The organism is Chitinophaga hostae, assembly GCF_018224885.1.
GTDB lineage: Bacteria > Bacteroidota > Bacteroidia > Chitinophagales > Chitinophagaceae > Chitinophaga > Chitinophaga hostae.
The window spans coordinates 668795-688778 of the sequence record NZ_JAGTXB010000001.1 but is presented as its reverse complement, the minus strand read 5'-3'; the positions used below and the strand labels follow the sequence as shown (position 1 = coordinate 688778).

General features: G+C 44.1%; 12 protein-coding genes. 6 read left to right on the top strand and 6 right to left on the bottom strand.

The features are described 5' to 3' along the window. The first annotated feature begins 73 nt into the window (after positions 1 to 73). A complete protein-coding gene (locus KE626_RS02850) occupies positions 74 to 1579 on the top strand; it encodes a glycosyltransferase (RefSeq protein WP_211971365.1) in 1506 nt (501 codons plus the stop codon). A gap of 75 nt (positions 1580 to 1654) precedes the next feature. Here KE626_RS02850 and KE626_RS02845 read toward each other — a convergent pair whose 3' ends face one another. Both KE626_RS02845 and ileS read right to left on the bottom strand, forming a co-directional pair. After that, positions 1655 to 2698 (bottom strand): TraR/DksA family transcriptional regulator, encoded by a 1044-nt coding sequence (locus KE626_RS02845; protein ID WP_211971364.1) that lies wholly within the window; start codon positions 2696 to 2698, stop codon positions 1655 to 1657. Between the two features lie 6 nt (positions 2699 to 2704). Further along, on the bottom strand, positions 2705 to 6031 hold the full coding sequence (gene ileS, locus KE626_RS02840; RefSeq protein ID WP_211971363.1) for an isoleucine--tRNA ligase: 3327 nt from the start codon (positions 6029 to 6031) through the stop codon (positions 2705 to 2707). Positions 6032 to 6286: 255 nt separating this feature from the next. Here ileS and KE626_RS02835 point away from each other — a divergent pair, with 255 nt between their 5' ends. Next, a complete protein-coding gene (locus KE626_RS02835; protein WP_211971362.1) occupies positions 6287 to 6751 on the top strand; it encodes a PepSY-like domain-containing protein in 465 nt (154 codons plus the stop codon). A gap of 457 nt (positions 6752 to 7208) precedes the next feature. Here the strand turns inward: KE626_RS02835 and KE626_RS34995 are convergent, their stop codons facing one another. Further along, positions 7209 to 8132, bottom strand: a complete 924-nt coding sequence (locus KE626_RS34995; protein ID WP_211971361.1) for a helix-turn-helix domain-containing protein — start codon at positions 8130 to 8132, stop codon at positions 7209 to 7211. Positions 8133 to 8311: 179 nt separating this feature from the next. Between KE626_RS34995 and KE626_RS02825 the strand changes: the two genes are divergently transcribed. Together KE626_RS02825 and gyrB are read left to right on the top strand one after the other, a co-directional pair. Further along, the gene (locus KE626_RS02825; RefSeq protein ID WP_211971360.1) at positions 8312 to 9991 is read left to right on the top strand and encodes an AsmA family protein; all 1680 of its coding nucleotides are present in this window, start codon (positions 8312 to 8314) and stop codon (positions 9989 to 9991) included. A gap of 123 nt (positions 9992 to 10114) precedes the next feature. Further along, positions 10115 to 12097: a DNA topoisomerase (ATP-hydrolyzing) subunit B gene (gene gyrB / locus KE626_RS02820; protein ID WP_211971359.1), complete on the top strand. Its 1983-nt coding sequence runs from the start codon at positions 10115 to 10117 to the stop codon at positions 12095 to 12097. Positions 12098 to 12178: 81 nt separating this feature from the next. On the opposite strand, the gene KE626_RS02815 is transcribed toward gyrB, so the two are convergent. Then, entirely contained in the window at positions 12179 to 13399 is a 1221-nt protein-coding gene (locus KE626_RS02815) for a tetratricopeptide repeat protein (RefSeq protein WP_211971358.1), read from the bottom strand. A 5-nt stretch (positions 13400 to 13404) separates the two neighbouring features. After that, positions 13405 to 14733: an ATP-binding protein gene (locus KE626_RS02810; RefSeq protein ID WP_211971357.1), complete on the bottom strand. Its 1329-nt coding sequence runs from the start codon at positions 14731 to 14733 to the stop codon at positions 13405 to 13407. Between the two features lie 329 nt (positions 14734 to 15062). Between KE626_RS02810 and KE626_RS02805 the strand changes: the two genes are divergently transcribed. Both KE626_RS02805 and KE626_RS02800 read left to right on the top strand, forming a co-directional pair. Beyond that, positions 15063 to 15521 (top strand): hypothetical protein, encoded by a 459-nt coding sequence (locus tag KE626_RS02805; protein ID WP_211971356.1) that lies wholly within the window; start codon positions 15063 to 15065, stop codon positions 15519 to 15521. Between the two features lie 311 nt (positions 15522 to 15832). After that, positions 15833 to 19066 carry a TonB-dependent receptor gene (locus KE626_RS02800; protein ID WP_211971355.1) on the top strand — a complete coding sequence of 1078 codons (3234 nt, stop codon included), beginning with the start codon at positions 15833 to 15835 and terminating at the stop codon, positions 19064 to 19066. A gap of 126 nt (positions 19067 to 19192) precedes the next feature. Here KE626_RS02800 and KE626_RS02795 read toward each other — a convergent pair whose 3' ends face one another. After that, entirely contained in the window at positions 19193 to 19894 is a 702-nt protein-coding gene (locus tag KE626_RS02795) for an SIMPL domain-containing protein (RefSeq protein ID WP_211971354.1), read from the bottom strand. Positions 19895 to 19984 lie beyond the last annotated feature (90 nt).

The window sequence follows — 19984 nt, the reverse complement described above, 5'->3', positions numbered from 1 at the left end:
TGTTGCGCCCTGATAATGCCAACACCAGCTCTTTGCAGCACTATTTTTTAACCTTTTAACATAGCGAACTCCTATGATATCTATCGTAATTCCTGTATTAAACGAAGGTGCTACCATACGCCAGGTTATTAAAACCATCAAAAAAACCTCCCGCAAAATCGAGATCATTGTGGTGGATGATAATTCTACAGACAACACTGTGGAAGAGGCGATGAAAGAGCACGTGAGAGTGATTACCAGCAGTCAGCGCGGCAAGGGCATTTCCATGCGGGAAGGCATGATGGCGGCAAAACATGATATTATTGCCTATGTTGACGGCGACATCCTTACTTACCCCGACAATATTATAGACCTCTTAACTGGTCCTATTGAAAAAGATGAAGCTGACTTCGTCAAATCCTACTTTGAACGGCAGGCAGGCAGGGTCACCCAATTGGTGGCCAAGCCACTGCTTAGTATCTTATACCCGGAGCTGTCGCATTTCCAGCAGCCGCTCAGTGGTATGATTGCAGCCAGGAGATCATTTCTTTCACGGGTGCATTTTGAGAATGATTATGGCGTAGATATAGGGCTGCTGATAGATATGCATCACCTGGGCGCCCGTATTACAGAAGCCAATATAGGAAAGGTGGAAAATGCCATGCAAACCTGGGAGCAGCTGAGTAAAATGTCGAGAGAGGTATCCCGCACCATTCTTCGCAAAGCGGAAAATATCCCGCAGGAAAACCTGGAAACTTTGGGAAACATCAACCTGATCCGGGAGCAAATGGAATACGCTATCCTGGAGTCGATTGATAAATTACAGAAGATGGTCATTTTTAACCTGGACCATGCCGTATTTACGCAAAGCTACCTCCAATGGGCTGCAGTAGCCTTTGACCAGGAGGAAAGGTTGCAGGATATTAATGCCGCCCGCCACAATGCACTTACTACCATGGAATTAAGCGCTACTATCTTTGAAGGACGCAATATCGCGGAGATGCTGGAAGTAGCAGATGCCATCCCGCTGGTGCCTGGTATCCGGGAAATAGTGCGTGAGCTGAAGAAAAGAGGATACGCCTGCGGTTTGATGACTGATGGATTCGGTACAGTAGCACGTCATATCAAAAATAAGCTGGGAATGGATTTCGTGTTTGCCAACAAACTTCATCTTGTAAACAGTGTAGCCACCGGCGCATTCACAGTAGCAGATTACTTCCTGAAGGACAACGAGTACTGCAAAAGCGCTGTATTCCCGTACATCGCACAACAATATCATATTAATACGCAGAATATTATCTACGTGGGCGATGGAAAGCGCGACAGCCAGCTGCTTGCCGAAGCGGGCATAGGCGTTGCTTTTTGTCCACAGTATCGCGGTGAAATTGTAGAAAAGGTTGCCGATAAAATTATCAGTGGTCTTTCACTCGCACCACTATTAGATATTGCGCCAGCGAGTCCGGCTAAATTTAAATTACCGGCTATCAGCAAAAAACAAGCACGCAAGATAGGCATGGGAAGCCTGGTGGGACTGGCAGGAGCGGGACTGATTTACTTCGCGATGCGACAGTTACGCAATAAAAAAGAGGTAACCTGCTGAGATAATATCGCATTGAAAAAAAGAAAAAGGCGCAGCGGAAAATTCCGCTGCGCCTTTTTTTATAAGGTCGTAAGATTATTTACTTTTAGCCAGTTTAGCTTCAATGCTTAGTGTAGCATGAGGAACAGCTCTGAGACGTGCTTTATCTATGAGTTTACCGGTTACACGGCAAATACCATAGGTTTTGTTTTCAATACGCATCATTGCTTTTTCCAGGTGATCAATGAACTGAATCTGACGGCTGGCCATCTGGTTAAGCTGCTCTCTTTCCTGGGAACCGCTGCCATCTTCCATGCTCATGTATTTGTTTTCAGTATCATCAGTACCAGCTTCATCTTTACGGGTGATTAAGCCTTGCAGGTAAATGAGTTCCTTTTTAGCTGATTCCAGCTTCTTTTGGATCAGTTCTCTAAATTCCTGGAGGTCTGAATCACTGTATCTGTATACAGGACCGGTAGGCGCTGCTGGTTGATCCAGCACTGATTTGGTAAATTCCGGCTGGTAAGTTACCAAAGTAGCTTTTCCACCTTTTTTCTCGGTTTTTTCCGTTTTCTCGGGTTTTTCGGACTTTTCCGCCTTCACTGATTTTTCAGCCTTAACAACTGGCTTTTCAGCTGCTTTTTTCGAGGATTCTTTTTCCTTAGCAACTTCTACCTTAGTATCTGCTTTCTTTACTGCCATCGTTTTAAGTTCTTTTTCTTCTGACTTAGAAATAAATGGTTTCTCTTTTTCAGCGGAAACACTTTTCGTAACCACTTGCTGCTTTACAGCAGGCTCTTTTTTAACGGTCGATTTTGCAGGTACAGCAACTTTCTTGACGGATGTTGATTTACTTGGTATGGCTGAAGCCTTTTTTACTGCTTTTTTAGGCGCCGGGGCGACTTTTTTAGCAGTATTTTTGGCTACCACGGCTTTTCCGGCTGCTGGTTTTGCTGCTGTTTTAGGTGCCGCCTTCGCAAGGGCAGCCTTTTTAGCAGCAGCTTTCTTAGGCGCGGGTGCGGCTTTTTTCGCCGGGGCAGGTTTAGCAGCTTTTTTTGCTGCGGGAGCCTTGGCCGCCGTTTTTTTCACCGGAACTGCCTTTTGGGTCGTTTTACTAGCAACCTTCTTTTTTGTTGCCATGGGGGATTAGCTTTTTTTGTTAACTAATACATTAAATTTAAGGTCATTCACCTCTATTTCTGTACCATCATGTAATCGCTCCACTAATTCCAGGCTATCTGCCAAAATTTCCGTGCAAATATAGTCATTATAGTTCACAATGGCCGATTTGAGCGCATCCACACTTTCCACTGCCACATCAATCCTGTCTGTTAAAGCAAAATCGCTGTCCTTGCGGATTTTCTGTATCCGGTTCACCAGCTCCCGGGCATTTCCTTCATCCTGTAACTGGGGAGTAATAGTAATATCGAGCGCTACCGTTAAGGCGCCTTTATTAGCTACTGTCCATCCCGGAATATCTTCGGAAATGATCTCAACATCGGAGAGTTGGATTTGCACTTGCTCTCCTTCCACAACCAGGTTGAAATGGCCGTCGCGCTCTATCGTGGCAATATCTGCATCTGTAAACCCGCCGATAACGGCCGCCACAGATTTCATCTTTGCACCCATTTTACCACCAAGCGACTTGAAGTTCGGTTTAATCTTTTTCTTGATAAAACCTTCCGTTTCCGTAAGATAATCAATCCCTTTGACATTCACCTCACTTTTTATCAGGTCGGCTACCTTTTCTATTTGTTGCTGCATCCGGGCATTTGTTACCGGAATCAGAATTTTCTGTAACGGCTGGCGAACTTTGATATTCACCTTCTTACGCAAGGATAATACCAGCGATGAAATATCCTGGGCCAGTTGCATCCTTTCTTCCAGATCAGCATCAATAGCCGCCTCATTCGCCACTGGAAAATCAGTGTGGTGGATGGAAGCAGCATTTACACGACCACTTACACTGTTGAGGTTGTTAAATAGCCAATCTGTGAAAAACGGGGAAACCGGGGCCATCAACTGGGTAATTTTTTCCAGACATTCATATAAGGTCTGGTAAGCACTGATTTTGTCGTGCCCATAATCACCTTTCCAGAACCGGCGACGACAAAGACGCACATACCAGTTACTCAGCTGCTCATCCACAAAACGCTCAATAGCCCTGCCCGCCTGCGTAGGTTCGTAATCGTCAAAACTGCCCGTTACATCTTTTACCAGTGTATTTAATACCGAAATAATCCAACGGTCAATTTCCGGACGTTCTTCCAATGGAATGTATGCCTCCTTGAACGTAAAATTATCAAGATTGGAATACATAGCAAAGAAATTATATGTATTATACAGGGTACCAAACAGCTTACGCTGTGCTTCACCTATACCTTTTACATCAAACTTCAGGCTATCCCATGGCGAAGCATTGGTAATCAGGTACCAACGGGTTGCGTCAGCCCCAAATTTTTCGATCGTTTCAAATGGGTTCACCACGTTGCCGAGGCGCTTACTCATTTTATTACCATTGCTATCCAACACTAAACCGTTGGATACCACTGTTTTATATGCCACCTTGTCAAACAGCATCACACCCAGCACATGCAGCGTATAAAACCATCCACGGGTCTGGTCTACTCCTTCTGCAATAAAGTCAGCCGGGAATGACTCTCCTTTATCTATTAACTCCTTGTTTTCAAACGGATAATGCCACTGTGCGTAAGGCATCGCGCCACTGTCAAACCAAACATCCACCAAATCCGGCTCACGACGCATGGGCTTGCCTGAATCGCTTACCAGCACAATATCATCCACATAAGGCTTATGCAGGTCCAGTATCCCTTCATGCAAATACGACTTATTCACATCGCCACCCAATATTTCATTCGCTTTGCGGATCTCAGCATTCAGCTCCTCAATTCCACCAATACATTTTTCTTCACTGCCATCTTCAGTACGCCAGATTGGCAACGGGGTACCCCAATAACGGCTGCGGCTAAGATTCCAGTCTACCATATTTTCCAGCCAGTTACCAAAACGTCCGGTACCGGTGAAAGCAGGCTTCCAGTTAATTGTCTTATTCAATTCCACCATTCTATCCTTCATGGCGGTGGTTTTTATAAACCACGCATCCAGCGGATAATACAGTACAGGCTTATCTGTACGCCAGCAATGAGGATAGGTGTGTTCGTATTTCTCTACTTTAAAGGCGCGGTTCTCTTTTTTCAGCTTCACTGCAATATCCACATCCACATCCTTATATTCAGGGTCATCCTTGTAATTCTTTACAAAACGACCTGAAAACTCACCCACATTATCTGTAAATTTCCCTTCCCGGTCTACCAGCGTTAAAATACCAATTCCATTCTTTTTACCAACCCTGTTATCGTCTGCACCAAAGGCAGGTGCGGTATGCACGATACCGGTACCATCTTCAGTAGTAACAAAATCTCCCAGTATTACACGGAATGGATCTCCTTCTTCAGGCTGTGCAAAAGGCAGCAGCTGTTCATAGCGGATATTTTCTAACTGGCTGCCTTTAAAACTGGTAAGGATCTTCCACGGAATTACCTTATCTCCTTCTTTATAGGCTTCAAAATCAGCATTTTCTCCTTCCGCTTTAAAATACTTACCCAGCAATACTTTCGCCATCACCACATTCACCGGGAGGTGAGTATATTGATTAAAAGTACTTACCAGTACATATTCTATATTAGCGCCCACTGTTAACCCCAGGTTGGATGGTAAAGTCCATGGGGTAGTGGTCCAGGCAAGGAAAAACACCTCGCTGTTACCTGCCGCCTCAAAAAGGAACCGTGAATTATCTGCCTGCTGCGCCTTGAACATAGCCACTATCGTCGTATCCTTTACATTTTTATAGGTGCCTGGCTGATTCAGTTCGGCAGAACTAAGACCTGTACCAGCTGCAGGAGAATAAGGCTGAATACTGACGCTCTTATATAATAACCCTTTTTTATAAAGCGTTTGCAACGCCCACCACAGGGTTTCAATATATTTATTTTCAAATGTGATATATGGATCTTTCAGATCCACCCAATAACCCATTTTACGGGTAAGGTCATCCCACTTGTCTTTATATTTTAATACTTCTTTTCTACAGGTTTCATTATAGTCCTCAATGGAGATCTTGGTACCAATATCCTTTTTAGTAATGCCCAATGTTTTTTCCACACCCAGTTCCACCGGCAAACCATGGGTATCCCAGCCGCCTTTGCGCTTTACCTGGAAACCTCTCATCGTTTTATAACGACATACCAGGTCTTTTAACGTACGTGAAATAACATGGTGAATACCCGGTAAACCATTGGCGCTTGGAGGACCTTCGTAGAAAACGAATGGGGTGGCGCCATCGCGCACTTCCACGCTTTTCTCAAAAGCCTGGTGCTGCTCCCATTGTTGCAGTATATCTTTCTCGATCTGAGGTAAATTCAACTGGTTATATTCCTGATATTTGCTGGACATAAAACAATTCCCCGCCCTTTGATGTTATTTAGACAATAATTGATTAAAATTGTGCGAAGTTAAGAAAATACACTGGCTCCTAAAGGGGCAACTTTATTAAAAACAAAGCTTTTTGCATATTTTTTATTGTTTTTTTTGTACTTTGCAATAAAGAGCGAAGAAATTACGTTTTTGGCATTGTTTTAGCTTATTTGCCAGGAAGATTAGAAAAACCTAGTAGTTAATTTTAACCCAACGGAAAAAACCATATCGAATATGAAAAAGTTGACGTTAATATTTTGCGCGGTTCTATTCACTTCCGGCATAACTTTTGCACAGCAAAAAAAATCAGTTAAGAAAACAAAACTAGTTGCCAAAATGGTGCAGGCACCAGAGGCAGTTAAAAGTTCTTTTGATCAGAATTTTGCGGGAACAACAGCTGCTAAGTGGACAAAGACAAGTGCAGGACATTGGACAGCAAGTTTCCAAAAAGACAACATAAACACAATTGCAGAGTATGATGCAGATGGCAAATGGATTGCCACAAGAAGTGCTTATGATGCTCAAACTCTTCCGGAATCAGTGGCTGGTACACTGAAAACAAAATATCCGGCAGCAACCATAAAAGATGGCTGGAAAATTGAGAGATCAGATGTAGCTTCATACTACAAAGTAAATATTCAGGATAACGGTACAGACAAAGCAGTGTTATTGAACGAAGCAGGTACCATCACTGAGTAACACAAACAAGTATTTCATAGGTATAGGGATAAATAGGACAGACCCTGCTCTTTTGGGCGGGGTTTTCTTTTGCCTGCTAGTTCAGTACCACCCTCTTTTCCGGGCCACCCATCATCAATAAAAAAAGTCGTCCGCTGAAGCGAACGACTTTATAAAATCTGGTAGAAACTTTTCTGGCAATTGCACTTAATTTCAATGGTGTTTGATATTCATGCAAGTATTATTTATGGCTTTACTTACTTTTTGCCAGCCAAGCTTCTTCCATGGTCAAATCTGATAAGGAAGCTTATAGGAAATGCAAATAGATATCTGCCTATCGTGTTACAAAGAAACACCTATATTTTATCTTCCACTTTTCAAATCGGGAAAACAAATGATCGAAAAGGGAAAATACCAATAGCTTGTACCGGTAATCAGGAATAATGTTAACGGGAGATATTAAACAAACACAGGTATATTAGCGCAGGAGTAGTTCACAGGGTTTTAAACCGGTGTGTTTTTTAAAGGCGGTAGAGAAGTGGGAAATACAGGAATATCCCATGAGCATAGCTACTTCTGATACCGACATACCCTTTTCATAGAGCAACCCCTTGGCCTTTTCCATCCTTTCTTTCTGGAAATAATCATATATGGTAGTGCCATACATGGCTTTAAAGCCTTTTTTCAGATAGCACTCGTTCATTGCCACCTTGCGCGCCAGATCCCTGATGGTAATAGGAGAGTCCAGCTGTTCCAGCAAAATACCACGGGCATTTTCTATTTTTTCACGGTCCTCCAGGTGAGTAAGGAAACGGCAACCATAGCGCTCGTCAGTATCATTTTGCATAAACTGGTCTGAGCTATAAAGCAACAGATCCAATGCACGGCTTTGCAGGAATATATTTTTCAACATGCCTTCGTAATCGTGATGTACCATGGTTTCCAGTACCGACTTGGATTTCGTACAGGGCTGGATGGTTTTTACAAAAGGCTTGCGGGATTGATTTTCGAATAAGGAGAAGGTGGTGGTTCCTTTCTGCAGGGATTGTATAAAGGCTGGCTGGAACCGTACAGTGATCAGATCCACTGATGGCACCCGGTCAGTACAAGCTTCCTTGTTCCCCTCTGAACAAAGCTGATCAGTACAGGACGGATTTTTACAATACTTACTGCCTGCCACACAATACCGCAGCTCTATAGCGGCAGACTGCCCTCTTTTGGCGGGCTGGTAAACTACCATGGCCACATCTTCCACTGGCAACGGCTTATCATATACAAAACGCTGTAAAGAAAAATCCAGACAGTCAGGAACCGACACACTATCCTGCTCCGCCAGCTGTAACTGGTCGCTCATCGCGGGTTGCGGAATGGCTAAGGCCAATATTTCCTGTATTTCTTTCACTTTACCTGTTTTTTAATGCCATGCTGTTATCGAAGTCACAAATTTAGGGATTCATTTCTTAAACAAATACGTTTTGACAATCCAGTTACAAAACAGATCATGCCTGACCGCCGTCTTTTAACAGGTGCCGGGCCGCTCTGGCGGAACTTATTGGTATAAATTTCGTTTATGCTTTACAGATGGCAAAAAACGGATTTAACATACGCAGACTGGTAAAGATTGTGTTGATCGTGTTCGGCATCCTTGTTCTGGTAGTGCTTTGTACGGGCTGGTATCTCAACCGGCACTGGAATAAGCTGTTAAAAACAGAGCTGCAGGGGTATGTAACCGAGATCTCGGACAGCCTTTATACCGTGAAATTCAAAACCCTGCACCTTGACGTGCTGTCCGGCAGTGTTACCCTGGAAAAAGCAAGTATGGTGGCCGATTCTGCAGTGTATCAGCGGTTACTTGCCAGAAAAAAGGCCCCTTCCGAGATTTATACCATCAGTGTAGATAAATTAGAACTGAAATATTTCAAACCGTGGCGTTATTTCATCGGAAAGGATCTGAGCGCCGGACTTCTCACTGTTACGGGTCCTAATATTATAATGGAGCAAAATGCCACCGTTACAGATACCAGTCGGCCGAAAACCGCCTACCAGCACATATCAGCAAAGATGAAATCCATTTTTATCGGTAAACTGACGCTGGACAGTACCGATTTCAAGTATATTTTCACCAGGAAGGACTCTTCCCGCGTAATACATCAGTTTCACAACCTCCGGGTACGTATCAATAATTTCCTGATAGACGCTGTAGCATTGAACGATCCTACCCGTTTCCTTTATGCCCGCAACTATGAAATCGGGATGAAGGATTATATGCACCGAACCCGCGACAGTCTGTACTGGCTGTATGTACGGGGCATCCGTTATGATGCGGCGCTGCGAACGTTACATATAGGCCAGTTTGAAATACAGCCCCGGTACGGCAAAGTAGCATTCCAGCAGAAAACAGGCGTACAGCAGGACCGGTATGAAATGGTGCTAAACGATATCAGTGTACATGAACTGAATCCACGATTGCTGTTACAGGAACAGCAGATATGGGCACAGCGGGTAAACATACAAAGCGGTAAAGTGCAGGTATACCGGAATCGTTCCCTGCCCATGCCTCCCGGTAATAAACTAGGGAGATACCCTCATCAGCTGTTACATAAACTGAAAGTGCCGGTTAATATTGATACCCTTACCGGCAGTAATGTTAATATAGAATACACCGAGCAGAGCCCTGTTACCGGGCAAAGCGGGTATATTAACTTCAGCCATGTTCATGGTACATTCAGGAACATCACTAATATTGATAGTATTGTAGCCCGCAACAGGCGCCTGGTGGCCGATTTTGATGCTGTTTTTATGCAAAGCGGCAAGCTGACCGCCCGGTTTGATTTTATGCTGAATGACACTGCCGGGCATTTCGCGGTAACCGGCCAGCTCAAAAATATGAATGGGAAAGACCTGAATGCAGTCACCAAACCGCTGGGTAAAATCGAAATCCGCTCCTGCGATATACAGGATCTGACCTTTAATATCAGGGGAGATGAGCGGAGGGCCGGCGGGTATGTAAAACTGCTGTACCAACATCTGAAAATAGCCGTGCTCAAACAGGATCCCGAGCATAAGGAATTAAAGCGGAGAGGACTAATTAGCTTCCTGGCTAATTCGTTGGTTATCAAAGATGCCAATCCTTCAAAGGACGAAAAAGTGCGTACCGCCAACGTTACCTACACCCGCGACATCCAAAAGTCTTTTTTTAACCTGGTGTGGAAAACTTTATTTACCGGGGTAAAAGACATTGCTGGCGCAGGAAATCTGTGACCTGAAAATTGGCCGATCCTCATGGCTTAAAAACAGGCATTCTTTTGTGGAAATAAGGCTTATATTTCGTATTTTTGCATGATTGTCTACCGATTTTATTTCTAATAGATTTTACACCAACATATGAGCGAAGAATTAGTGCAAGCACCCAGCCCCAGCAGCAACGGATATGACGCGGGGAGTATACAGGTATTGGAAGGTCTGGAAGCCGTACGTAAGCGTCCAGCCATGTATATCGGCGATATTGGCATCAAGGGTCTTCACCACCTGGTTTACGAGGTGGTAGATAACTCCATCGATGAAGCCCTGGCCGGATACTGCAAAAATATTGATGTGACCATCCTGGAGGATAATTCTATCCGGGTAAAGGATGATGGCCGTGGCATTCCCACTGGTATTATCCCCAAAGAGGGTCGTTCTGCACTGGAAGTTGTAATGACGGTACTGCACGCCGGAGGTAAATTCGATAAGAACACCTACAAGGTGTCCGGTGGTTTGCACGGTGTGGGTGTAAGTTGCGTAAACGCTCTGAGCGACAGGCTGCACGTGACTGTAGAACGTGAAGGCAAAATATTTGAACAGGAATATCACCGTGGTGCGCCACAATATGCGGTGCGTGAAATCGGTGCCAGTGAAGCAACCGGTACTACCACGCATTTCAAGCCGGATGGCGAAATATTCAAGGAAACGACCTATAACCGGGAAATCCTGGCAGGCCGTTTACGTGAATTATCTTACCTGAACCGCAAAATCAAGATCACGTTAACTGATGAACGTGAAAAAGATGAGGAAGGTAATTTCTTCTCGGAAACCTTTTACAGTGAAGGTGGTATCCGGGAATTTATACAGATGCTCGATAAAAATGGCCGTCGTAATCCGTTGCTGCCTGCCCCTATCTACGTAGAAACGCATGATGCGGCTTCCAACGTAGCGGTGGAAGTAGCACTGGTGTATAACGACGCATTCAGTGAGAACATCTTCTCCTATGTGAATAACATCAACACTATTGAAGGGGGTACCCACGTAGCCGGTTTCCGCCGCGCTATTACCCGTGTATTCAAATCATATGGTGATAAAAATAAAATGTTTGAAAAATCGAAGGTAGAAGTTACCGGAGATGACTTCCGCGAAGGACTGAGTGCTATCATCAGCGTAAAAGTTCCTGAGCCGCAGTTTGAGGGACAAACCAAAACCAAACTCGGTAACTCCGACGTAATGGGTGTGGTAGACAGTTCTGTAGCCGCCATACTGGATGCTTTCCTGGAGGAAAATCCACGGGAAGCTAAAACAGTGATCAACAAGGTGGTATTGGCAGCACAAGCCCGTGAAGCTGCCCGTAAAGCCCGTCAGCTGGTACAGCGCAAAAGCGTGATGACCGGAAGTGGTTTACCGGGTAAACTGGCCGACTGTTCCGATAACGATCCTACCAAATGTGAGCTGTACCTTGTCGAAGGAGATTCCGCGGGTGGTACTGCCAAACAAGGCCGTAACCGTAACTACCAGGCGATCCTGCCTCTTCGCGGTAAGATCCTGAACGTAGAAAAAGCCATGGAGCATAAAATCTACGAGGACAATGAAATCAAGAACATCTTTACCGCGCTGGGTGTAACCATCGGTACCGAAGAGGATGATAAAGCACTGAATCTTAGCAAACTGCGCTATCACAAGCTTATCATCATGACGGATGCCGACGTGGATGGCAGTCACATTGCGACGTTGATCCTGACCTTCGTTTTCCGTTATATGAAAGCCATGGTAGAACAGGGCTATGTGTACATTGCGCAACCGCCACTGTACCTCGTGAAAAAAGGTAAAGAACAAACTTACGCATGGACAGAAGAAGAGCGCAAGGCAGCAACCGTAAAACTCGCCGGCGGCGGTAAAGAAGACAGCGTAACGATACAGCGTTATAAAGGTTTGGGAGAGATGAACGCAGAGCAGTTGTGGGATACTACAATGAACCCTGAGCATCGTACCCTGAAACAGGTGACCATTGAAAGCGCTGCAGAAGCAGATCGCGTATTCAGTATGCTGATGGGTGATGAAGTTCCACCACGCAGAGCGTTTATTGAATCGCATGCGAAGTATGCAAAGATCGATGCTTAATTACGTATATACGTTTAGGTTATAAATAAAAAATCCTTCCGCTAAAACGGAAGGATTTTTTATTTATAACCTTTTGCTTTTTTATCCTTCTTTGGTGAGCATATAATTCACTAAAAACTGGTATCCAAACACACCAATCAGCATAACAGTAACGAATATATTAAAAGGGTCGTTTGTAAAAAAAGTGAATCCTATTCCCAGGGCGCCCAGGACGGCGAGTCCCAGTGTATACCATTTTATAACACGCCTGCTTTTTTCACTCTCCGACATATAAAGGCCGGCCGAGGGCAGTAGCATTACTGCGGTGCAGATACACAAAGCCAGTAAACCGCTGATATTGGTAATCCAGAATCCGATGGCTGCAAGCAATGACACGCTTAGCAACGCACCTACGATATTGGATACCCGTGTTTGCTCCGGGCTCAGCGCATATCTGCCATACGGGTTGAAGCGCAGGAACAGGTTACTCACCGGCGTAATGAGCCAGGTAGAAATGGCCATTAACGCAAGTACAACGTACAACGGAAAGAAATACTTATTGGCAATTTGTGTAAGCACAAAAATGGCAATGATGATAGCCCATTGCGTACGGGCTTTTTGCCGGCCCATAAAAAACGCATAATTAAGGAATTGCCTGTATAGCCAGTATCTTGCCTTCATGGCCTGTACCATTCCATTGCGGGCCCAGTCGTTGTTTGGATTTATTTTCAGCGACTCCCTGAAATGTTCCAGTGCCTTCCGGTGATCGCCGGCTTCCAGCCATTTCCAGCCAAGGTTAGCGTGCGTATATGCATTCTCCGGGTTGTGTTCCAGTGCTTCATGCAAATCGGAAAATGCTTCTTCCTTTTTCCCCAGACTGAACAAAGCATGAGAACGGAGATTGAGGCAGGCTTCGTCTTCAGGATTTACCGCCAGTCCTTCCTCTGCTTTACGCAGGGCCGCCTCATATTCCTTCTTATTCAGTAGTATCTGGCTCCACATCGCAAAATAATCTGCATGATGAGGATTGATAGCCACAGCTGCGCTGATAGCCCTGATTCCTTCGTTATACTGATTTTTTTGAAATGCGATCCTGGCCTGCAGATATAGAAAGCGATCATCATAGGGTGCAAAGCCAAGCGTATTGGCAGCCACCTGCGCTGCTTCCGCGGTATTGCCCGTTTCCAGGTAACAGATAGCCAGCAGGAAAAGTCCGTCTGTATCGTGTGCGTTGGTGCTCAGGTGCTGACGTAGCGCGGTAAAGGCATCATCGAAACGGCCTTGTTGCAGCAAAATTTGTGCGCGCTGAATTAGTACAGCCATAAATGTTATTTCTTAATATCCAGGTATTTCAACACATCATCATAAAGACCGGTTTCATTTGAATACAGCGCATAGTTACGTGCAGTATTAAACCATTCTCTTGTGGTGGGTTTATGTGTTTTAGCGGCTTTTAATAATTCTTTTTGTGTGATCGGTTGCGGCACTCCTTTTTGCAACGCTTCAAGCAGTTTTTCTTCGATGGCGATATCCACGATTGCCTTCAGGTCTGCACCGGAGTAACCGGCGGTTGCTTTAGCCAACGCATTGTAATTAATATCGCTCACGGGTTTATTACGGAGTTGCAGTTTAAGAATTTCCTCCCGTCCATCTGCTTCCGGTGGCGCCACAAAAATGATCCTGTCAAAGCGGCCGGGACGGCGGAATGCCGGATCCAGGCTCCAGGGGGCATTGGTAGCGCCAATAATGAGAATGTTTTCGTTACTCGCCGCAATGCCGTCCATTTCTGCCAGGAACTGGTTGATGATATGCGTTGCACCGGACTGCCGGAGTGCAGAACGGTTAGCGCCAAGGGCATCTACCTCATCAAAAAACAGCACACAGGGTTTACTCTGCCGTGCCAGTTCAAAAAGACTATGCAGATTTTTTTCACTGGTACCTACCCACATATCGAGCACATCATGAATACCTACATTGATGAACTCCGCCTGTATTTGCCCTGCGGTGGCTTTGGCCAGGTATGTTTTACCGCAACCGGGAGGGCCATACAATAAAATACCTCCACCTGCTTTTTTACCATAAGCTTTATAAAGATCCGGGAATTGCAGCGGCTTGATGATCTTTAGGTCTATTTCCTGCTTTTCTCTTTCCATACCACCCACATCAGAAAAATTGATCTCCGGTTTTTCCAGCATGAACATGCTTTCTCCTTCTTCTTCTTCCTCATCGTCCCCGCTAAAAGAAGCAGGAGCAGATTGGGCCACCCGGAAAAGCCCATCGAGTGCTTCATCGCGGAAACCGGGATTTATTTGCAATAAATGCTGATATATTTCCTTCGCCTGTGGCATGGATTGTTCTTTCACCAGGATGCGACAGTGTAATAGCAGCGCATCAAAATGATCCGGCTCACGATGTTCCAGTTGTTCCAGCACCACAATAGCCGCTGAATATTTTTGCTGATGGTAAAATGTACGCGCCAGTCCAAGCTGTGCACCGGTATTGGAAGAAGAAAGTTCCAGCACTTTTCTGTATTGTTCTTCTGCTGCGGTATATTCATAATCCTGCAGCAGTACCTGCGCCAGATGCATGCGTAAAGGCACATTCTCCGGCGAAAACTGTACCGCCTCCTGTAATTGTTTTATTACTTCCGATGACATAATGTGCTTTTAATTGATTGTTCAGTAACCCCGTAATAATACGCAATTCGGGCTCAAAAAAATTGTTAATTATCGTATTCAATCTGCATTATACAAGCAGTAAGATGAAAACCGAACCGATTCCTCAAAAAAACAATTAATTAATCTTATATCCATATATAATTTATTTAATTCATTATTTTTTATATATATTGCACCCGTATTATCCCTATGCCAACAGAACAGACCAGTATCCTATGATAATTGAATTATTGCTGGCCGCAACCATAGCGGCCGGCACTGGTTTTCTCCTGACCTAAAATGGCATACCGAACAAAAACTATTGCGTTATGCGTATGAAATTATTCTTCATAACCCTTGCGCTTGCATTGGGAGCTGGATGGAGCGCCTGCGATTCAAAAAAAGAAGACGTAAAGCCTTCCAGCAGTTTTACTTTTAAACTGGATAAAGACGTTTATCAATCTAATGCCACGGAGGCCTATGTTACCGATACCATATATAAAGGTGTAAAAACACTGGTGGTAGATGGTGTAACCAATAACTTCGGTTATCACATGGAGCTGATGATCAGCTTCCCCGATTCTCCCAGGGTAGGCACTTTTACAGATACTGAAATGTCGCTGATGAGTATCCAGCAGAAGGGAACGGGCTATGTGGGTAAAAATATCAAAGTAAATATAACGAGCATTAATAGTAAACACGCGGAGGGTACTTTCTCCGGTGTATTAACAAATGGTGATATTGAAAAACCTTTAACGGACGGGACTTTTAAAGTCGAAATTTATTAAACATCATTCTTATGACTTTTCACACCGGCCCTGTCTGTTTAGACAGGGCCTTTTCGTATATACGTTAAGGTTACATTATTTTGTTTATTGTTCACCCTGAGTTAACAAATAATTTGTACCGCATTTTATCCGCTCTGTTAACATTAAGATTATATTGCCTTCAAAAACTGATGTTATTTTAACCCAAAAAATGAGTATTCCTGTTTTTAATAGCTGCTTTATGTACTCCTTAACAATTCCGTAATAATCTGTTAACATTCTGGTTGTTTTAGACTGTTTCCTTTGCACCTGTAAATACTTACAGACAGTTTATGAAATCATTCTTTACGCTACTAGCTAGCTTACTTGTAATCATTTTTTTCAACAACGCGCAGGCGCAGGTCACCACTTCTGTTATATCGGGTAAAGTAGCCGATCCGGGGGGACAAGCCATCCCTGGCGTTACTGTTGTCGTTGTTAATAACAGCACCGGCGCCAAAACCGGTGTGCAAACAAATGCCGACGGCCGTTATATCCTGCCTAACCTGAATCCGGGTGGTCCTTATACTATCACTGTTTCATTTATAGGATATAAGAAAGAAGTAAAAGGAGATGTAAACCTTGGTCTGGGAACAACCAACTTCAACTTCAAATTACAGGAAGAATCTACTGCCCTGAGTGAAGTTGTGGTAACCGGTAACGCCGGTGGCGGTAAATCCGGTGGCACAAGAGTAGGACAGGAGCAAATCAAAAGCCTGCCAACCCTGAGCCGCAGCCTGCAGGATCTGACAAAAGTTACTCCGCAGAGCAACAACAACTCTTTCCTCGGAACCAACTACCGTTACAACAACGTAACATTGGATGGTGCTATTAATAATGATGCGATTGGTTTCAGCCCTTCCTTAGGTGGACAGAGCAGCACCAGCGGTCAGCCAGGTAGCAGCACCCGTACTAACCCTGTATCACTGGATGCGATCCAGGATGTACAGGTTTTACTGGCACCATTTGATGTGAAAGTAGGTAACTTCCTCGGTGGTAGCGTAAACGCGGTAACCCGCAGCGGTACCAACGAAGTACACGGTTCCATCTATGGTTATGGCCGTAACGCTTCCATGATCGGTAAAAACAACGCCGGTGATGGTTCCAAATTACCAAGCGATTTTCATGAATACCAAACGGGTATTCGGGTAGGATTCCCAATTATCAAGAATAAATTATTCTTCTTCACCAACGAAGAAATTACCCGTCGTGTAGACCCGGTGATCCTTGCAGCAGGTTCTGCTGATGGTGGCGGTATCTTAACTGAAAAAGACGCAGCCGATATCACCGCTCTCATGAAATCATATGGCGTTGACGCAGGCGCTGCCGGTAATACCAGCATCTACTCCAACTCCAATAAGTTCTTTAACAGGTTAGACTGGCATATCAACGAGAAACACCAGTTGTCTCTCCGTAATAACACCATTACTTCTGAAGCTACCAACCTGGAACGCGATCAGCAAAACTTCCGTTTCAAAGGCATCGACTTCAAACAGGTAAATAACCAATCATCTACTGTTGCTGAACTGAAAAGCAATTTCAGCAGCACTTTAGCCAACAGCCTGATCGTGGGTTACTCTTCCGTGCATGACTACAGAGACCCATTGTCTGATCCTGCTGTTCCGCAGATCCAGATCAAGGGAAGAACACCAGGTTCTACCATCTTCCTGGGTACTGACCGTGAAGGAAGTATCTTTAATATGAAGCAAAAAACGTTTGAAGTAACTGATAACGTAACCCTGTTTAAAGGTAACCACACCATCACTATTGGTACGCACAATGAGTTCTATAATATCACTTACGGTTTTGTAAACTCCTGGAACGGACGTCTGGACTACGACAGCATTGGCGCATTCCTGAAAAATGATCCTGCCCGTGTACGTGGTAACTATAACTACACTAATAACTCACGCGATTATATCATGAATAATCCTCCTGCACAGTTCAAAGTTAATTTGCTGAGCTTATACGGACAGGATGAAATTCAGCTGACAGATCGCTTCAGAATCACTCCGGGTTTACGTTTGGACTACACAGGTATTCCTAACAAGCAACCATTGAGCGATAAAACTATCAAAGCAACAGAAGATCCTAACTACGGTACTACTTATACCTATACCAAACCCAAGGACATTAAAAACGACTTCCTGAACAATGTACAGTTCTCTCCGCGCTTAGGATTTAACTACGATATCAAAGGCGACAACAGCCTGGTACTTCGTGGTGGTAGCGGTTTATTTACCGGACGTATTCCTTTTGCATGGATAGGTTATGCTTACTATAATAATGGTGTAACTTATGGCGCTTACGATCAGAAGTCTTCATCCAAGCCGTTTGTTAACTCCCCTCTTCCTGCTGCAAAACCTTCTCCTAATGGTATCGCAGACTTTGCATCACAGAACGGTGTAAATGTTAAAGATGCAGCGGGTGCTACACAGGTGGATATGATTGATAACAACTTCAAAATGCCACAGGTATGGAGAAGCAGCCTGGCCCTGGATTATACCACCCATGACCAGTGGAAATTCAGCATCGAAGGTATCTATACAAAAGTGGTAAAAGATCTGCAGTTCCAACAGGTGAACCTGGTAGATAATCCTACTTACTATGCCTACGATGTAAACAAACAACAGCCAATTTTCTCCGGTAAAAAAATCAATTCGCTGTATACTAACGCTTACCTCCTGTCTAACACCGACAAAGGTTATCGCTACAGCATCACTGGTCAGATCTCTAAAGTGTTTCCTTTTGGTCTGAACTTTATGACTGCCTATACTTACGGACAGGCTAAAGATATCACCAACGGTATCCGTAACTCTATGGAGTCTAACTGGCAGCTGAACCAGGCACTGAACCCCAACAATCCGGGTCTGGCTTACTCTAACTTCGATGTTCGTCACCGTATCGTTGCTACCGTTAGCTACAAACAGGATTTTGGTACAAAAGGCAAATGGGTATCTAACTTCTCTGTATTCTTTAATACTTCTTCCGGTTTACCATTCAGCTATGGTTTCGTAAACGCAACCGTACAGGGTACTCCGCAACAGGTGAGCCTTGCTTACATTCCTAAAGACGTAACAGAAGCCACTAACTTCTTTACTGATAAAGTGGGTGGTCAAACAGCTGCACAACAGGCTGCTGCCTTCATGAGCTTTGTAGATGGCAATAAATACCTGAGTGGACGTAAAGGTGATTTCACTGAACGTAACGGTGGTCGTACACCATGGAATACACAAGCCGACTTCCGTTTCAGCGAAGAGTTTAACTTCAAGGCTGGTAAAAAAGTACACACGATCACTTTAACTTATGATATCGTGAACCTTACCAACCTGCTGAACAAAGACTGGGGTATTTCCTACTTCTCACCAAATACCTTCAACTCTTCTGCAAGTGTTGGTCTAAGCCCAACCGGAAAAGTAGTAAACAACTATCCTACTTACAACTTTACTCAGCCTGGTACACCGTATTCAAAAGATTTCTTTGCATCCCGTCATCAGATGCAACTGGGTCTGAGATACAGTTTCTAAAAGCATAAGGCTGAAAGCATAAAGCTAAAAGCTATAAAAGCGAATGACCGGAGCGGAATTTAATCTGCTCCGGTCATTCGCTTTTATAGCTTTTAGCTTTATGCTTTCAGCCTTATGCTTTGTGCTTTATTTGATAGCAAATACAGCTCTTACTTCTGCACGGATCTTAATGGTTTTGAAATCAATATCAGCTGCTGCTTCTTCACCACCGGCAGATTTAGCCATGTAGTTAGCCATCATCGGGCGAACATCGCTATAGTTGTCGGTAGCTATTTCCTGGATTTCAATTACGCCATCAATTTTATTTCCGATAGCGCTCAGCATATATTCTGCTTTTTCCTTTGCGGCCTGTAAAGCTTTGATTTTTACTTCCTTGCGGTAAGCTTCCATTTTGCTGGAAGAATAAGAAGCAATTCTTGCGCTTTCAATTCCTTCTGCATCTACTGCACCGAGAATTTCATTTATTTTATCCAGCTTAGTTAATTTAAGACGGTACTGTTTGCGCGCCATAAATTCCTGTGGATCTTTTTTCTTACGTAAAATTTCAAAGTTGTTGCCATACACGTTTTCGATGGTAAAATCAGCCTTTGGAATACCGGCATCTGCTACGGCTTTCTGCAATTGTTTTTCCAGTGTGCTGATCTCTACTTTGTTTTTTCCTTTCAGGTATTCCCTTAAAGAGATGTTGAAATAAATTTCATCCGGTGTTATTTCCAGTTCTGAAGATCCATTTACTTCAATCTTTTTTACCGGTTGTTTATCTGCCTGTTGTGCAAAAGTGCTCAAGGCAAAAAATAATCCTGCGGCTAATAACATTACCTTTTTCATGTGTCGATGTTTTCTATTGTTTAAAAAATTAGTTTCCGTTTTTAATTACACCCTCATGATGCAATGTTTGAAAGTGATTCCACAAAAGGC

Coding starts and splice junctions, on each gene's coding strand:
- KE626_RS02850 (WP_211971365.1), top strand. CDS start 74: ATGATATCTATCGTAATTCCTGTATTAAACGAAGGTGCTACCATACGC.
- KE626_RS02845 (WP_211971364.1), bottom strand. CDS start 2,698: ATGGCAACAAAAAAGAAGGTTGCTAGTAAAACGACCCAAAAGGCAGTT.
- ileS (WP_211971363.1), bottom strand. CDS start 6,031: ATGTCCAGCAAATATCAGGAATATAACCAGTTGAATTTACCTCAGATC.
- KE626_RS02835 (WP_211971362.1), top strand. CDS start 6,287: ATGAAAAAGTTGACGTTAATATTTTGCGCGGTTCTATTCACTTCCGGC.
- KE626_RS02825 (WP_211971360.1), top strand. CDS start 8,312: ATGGCAAAAAACGGATTTAACATACGCAGACTGGTAAAGATTGTGTTG.
- gyrB (WP_211971359.1), top strand. CDS start 10,115: ATGAGCGAAGAATTAGTGCAAGCACCCAGCCCCAGCAGCAACGGATAT.
- KE626_RS02815 (WP_211971358.1), bottom strand. CDS start 13,399: ATGGCTGTACTAATTCAGCGCGCACAAATTTTGCTGCAACAAGGCCGT.
- KE626_RS02810 (WP_211971357.1), bottom strand. CDS start 14,733: ATGTCATCGGAAGTAATAAAACAATTACAGGAGGCGGTACAGTTTTCG.
- KE626_RS02805 (WP_211971356.1), top strand. CDS start 15,063: ATGCGTATGAAATTATTCTTCATAACCCTTGCGCTTGCATTGGGAGCT.
- KE626_RS02800 (WP_211971355.1), top strand. CDS start 15,833: ATGAAATCATTCTTTACGCTACTAGCTAGCTTACTTGTAATCATTTTT.
- KE626_RS02795 (WP_211971354.1), bottom strand. CDS start 19,894: ATGAAAAAGGTAATGTTATTAGCCGCAGGATTATTTTTTGCCTTGAGC.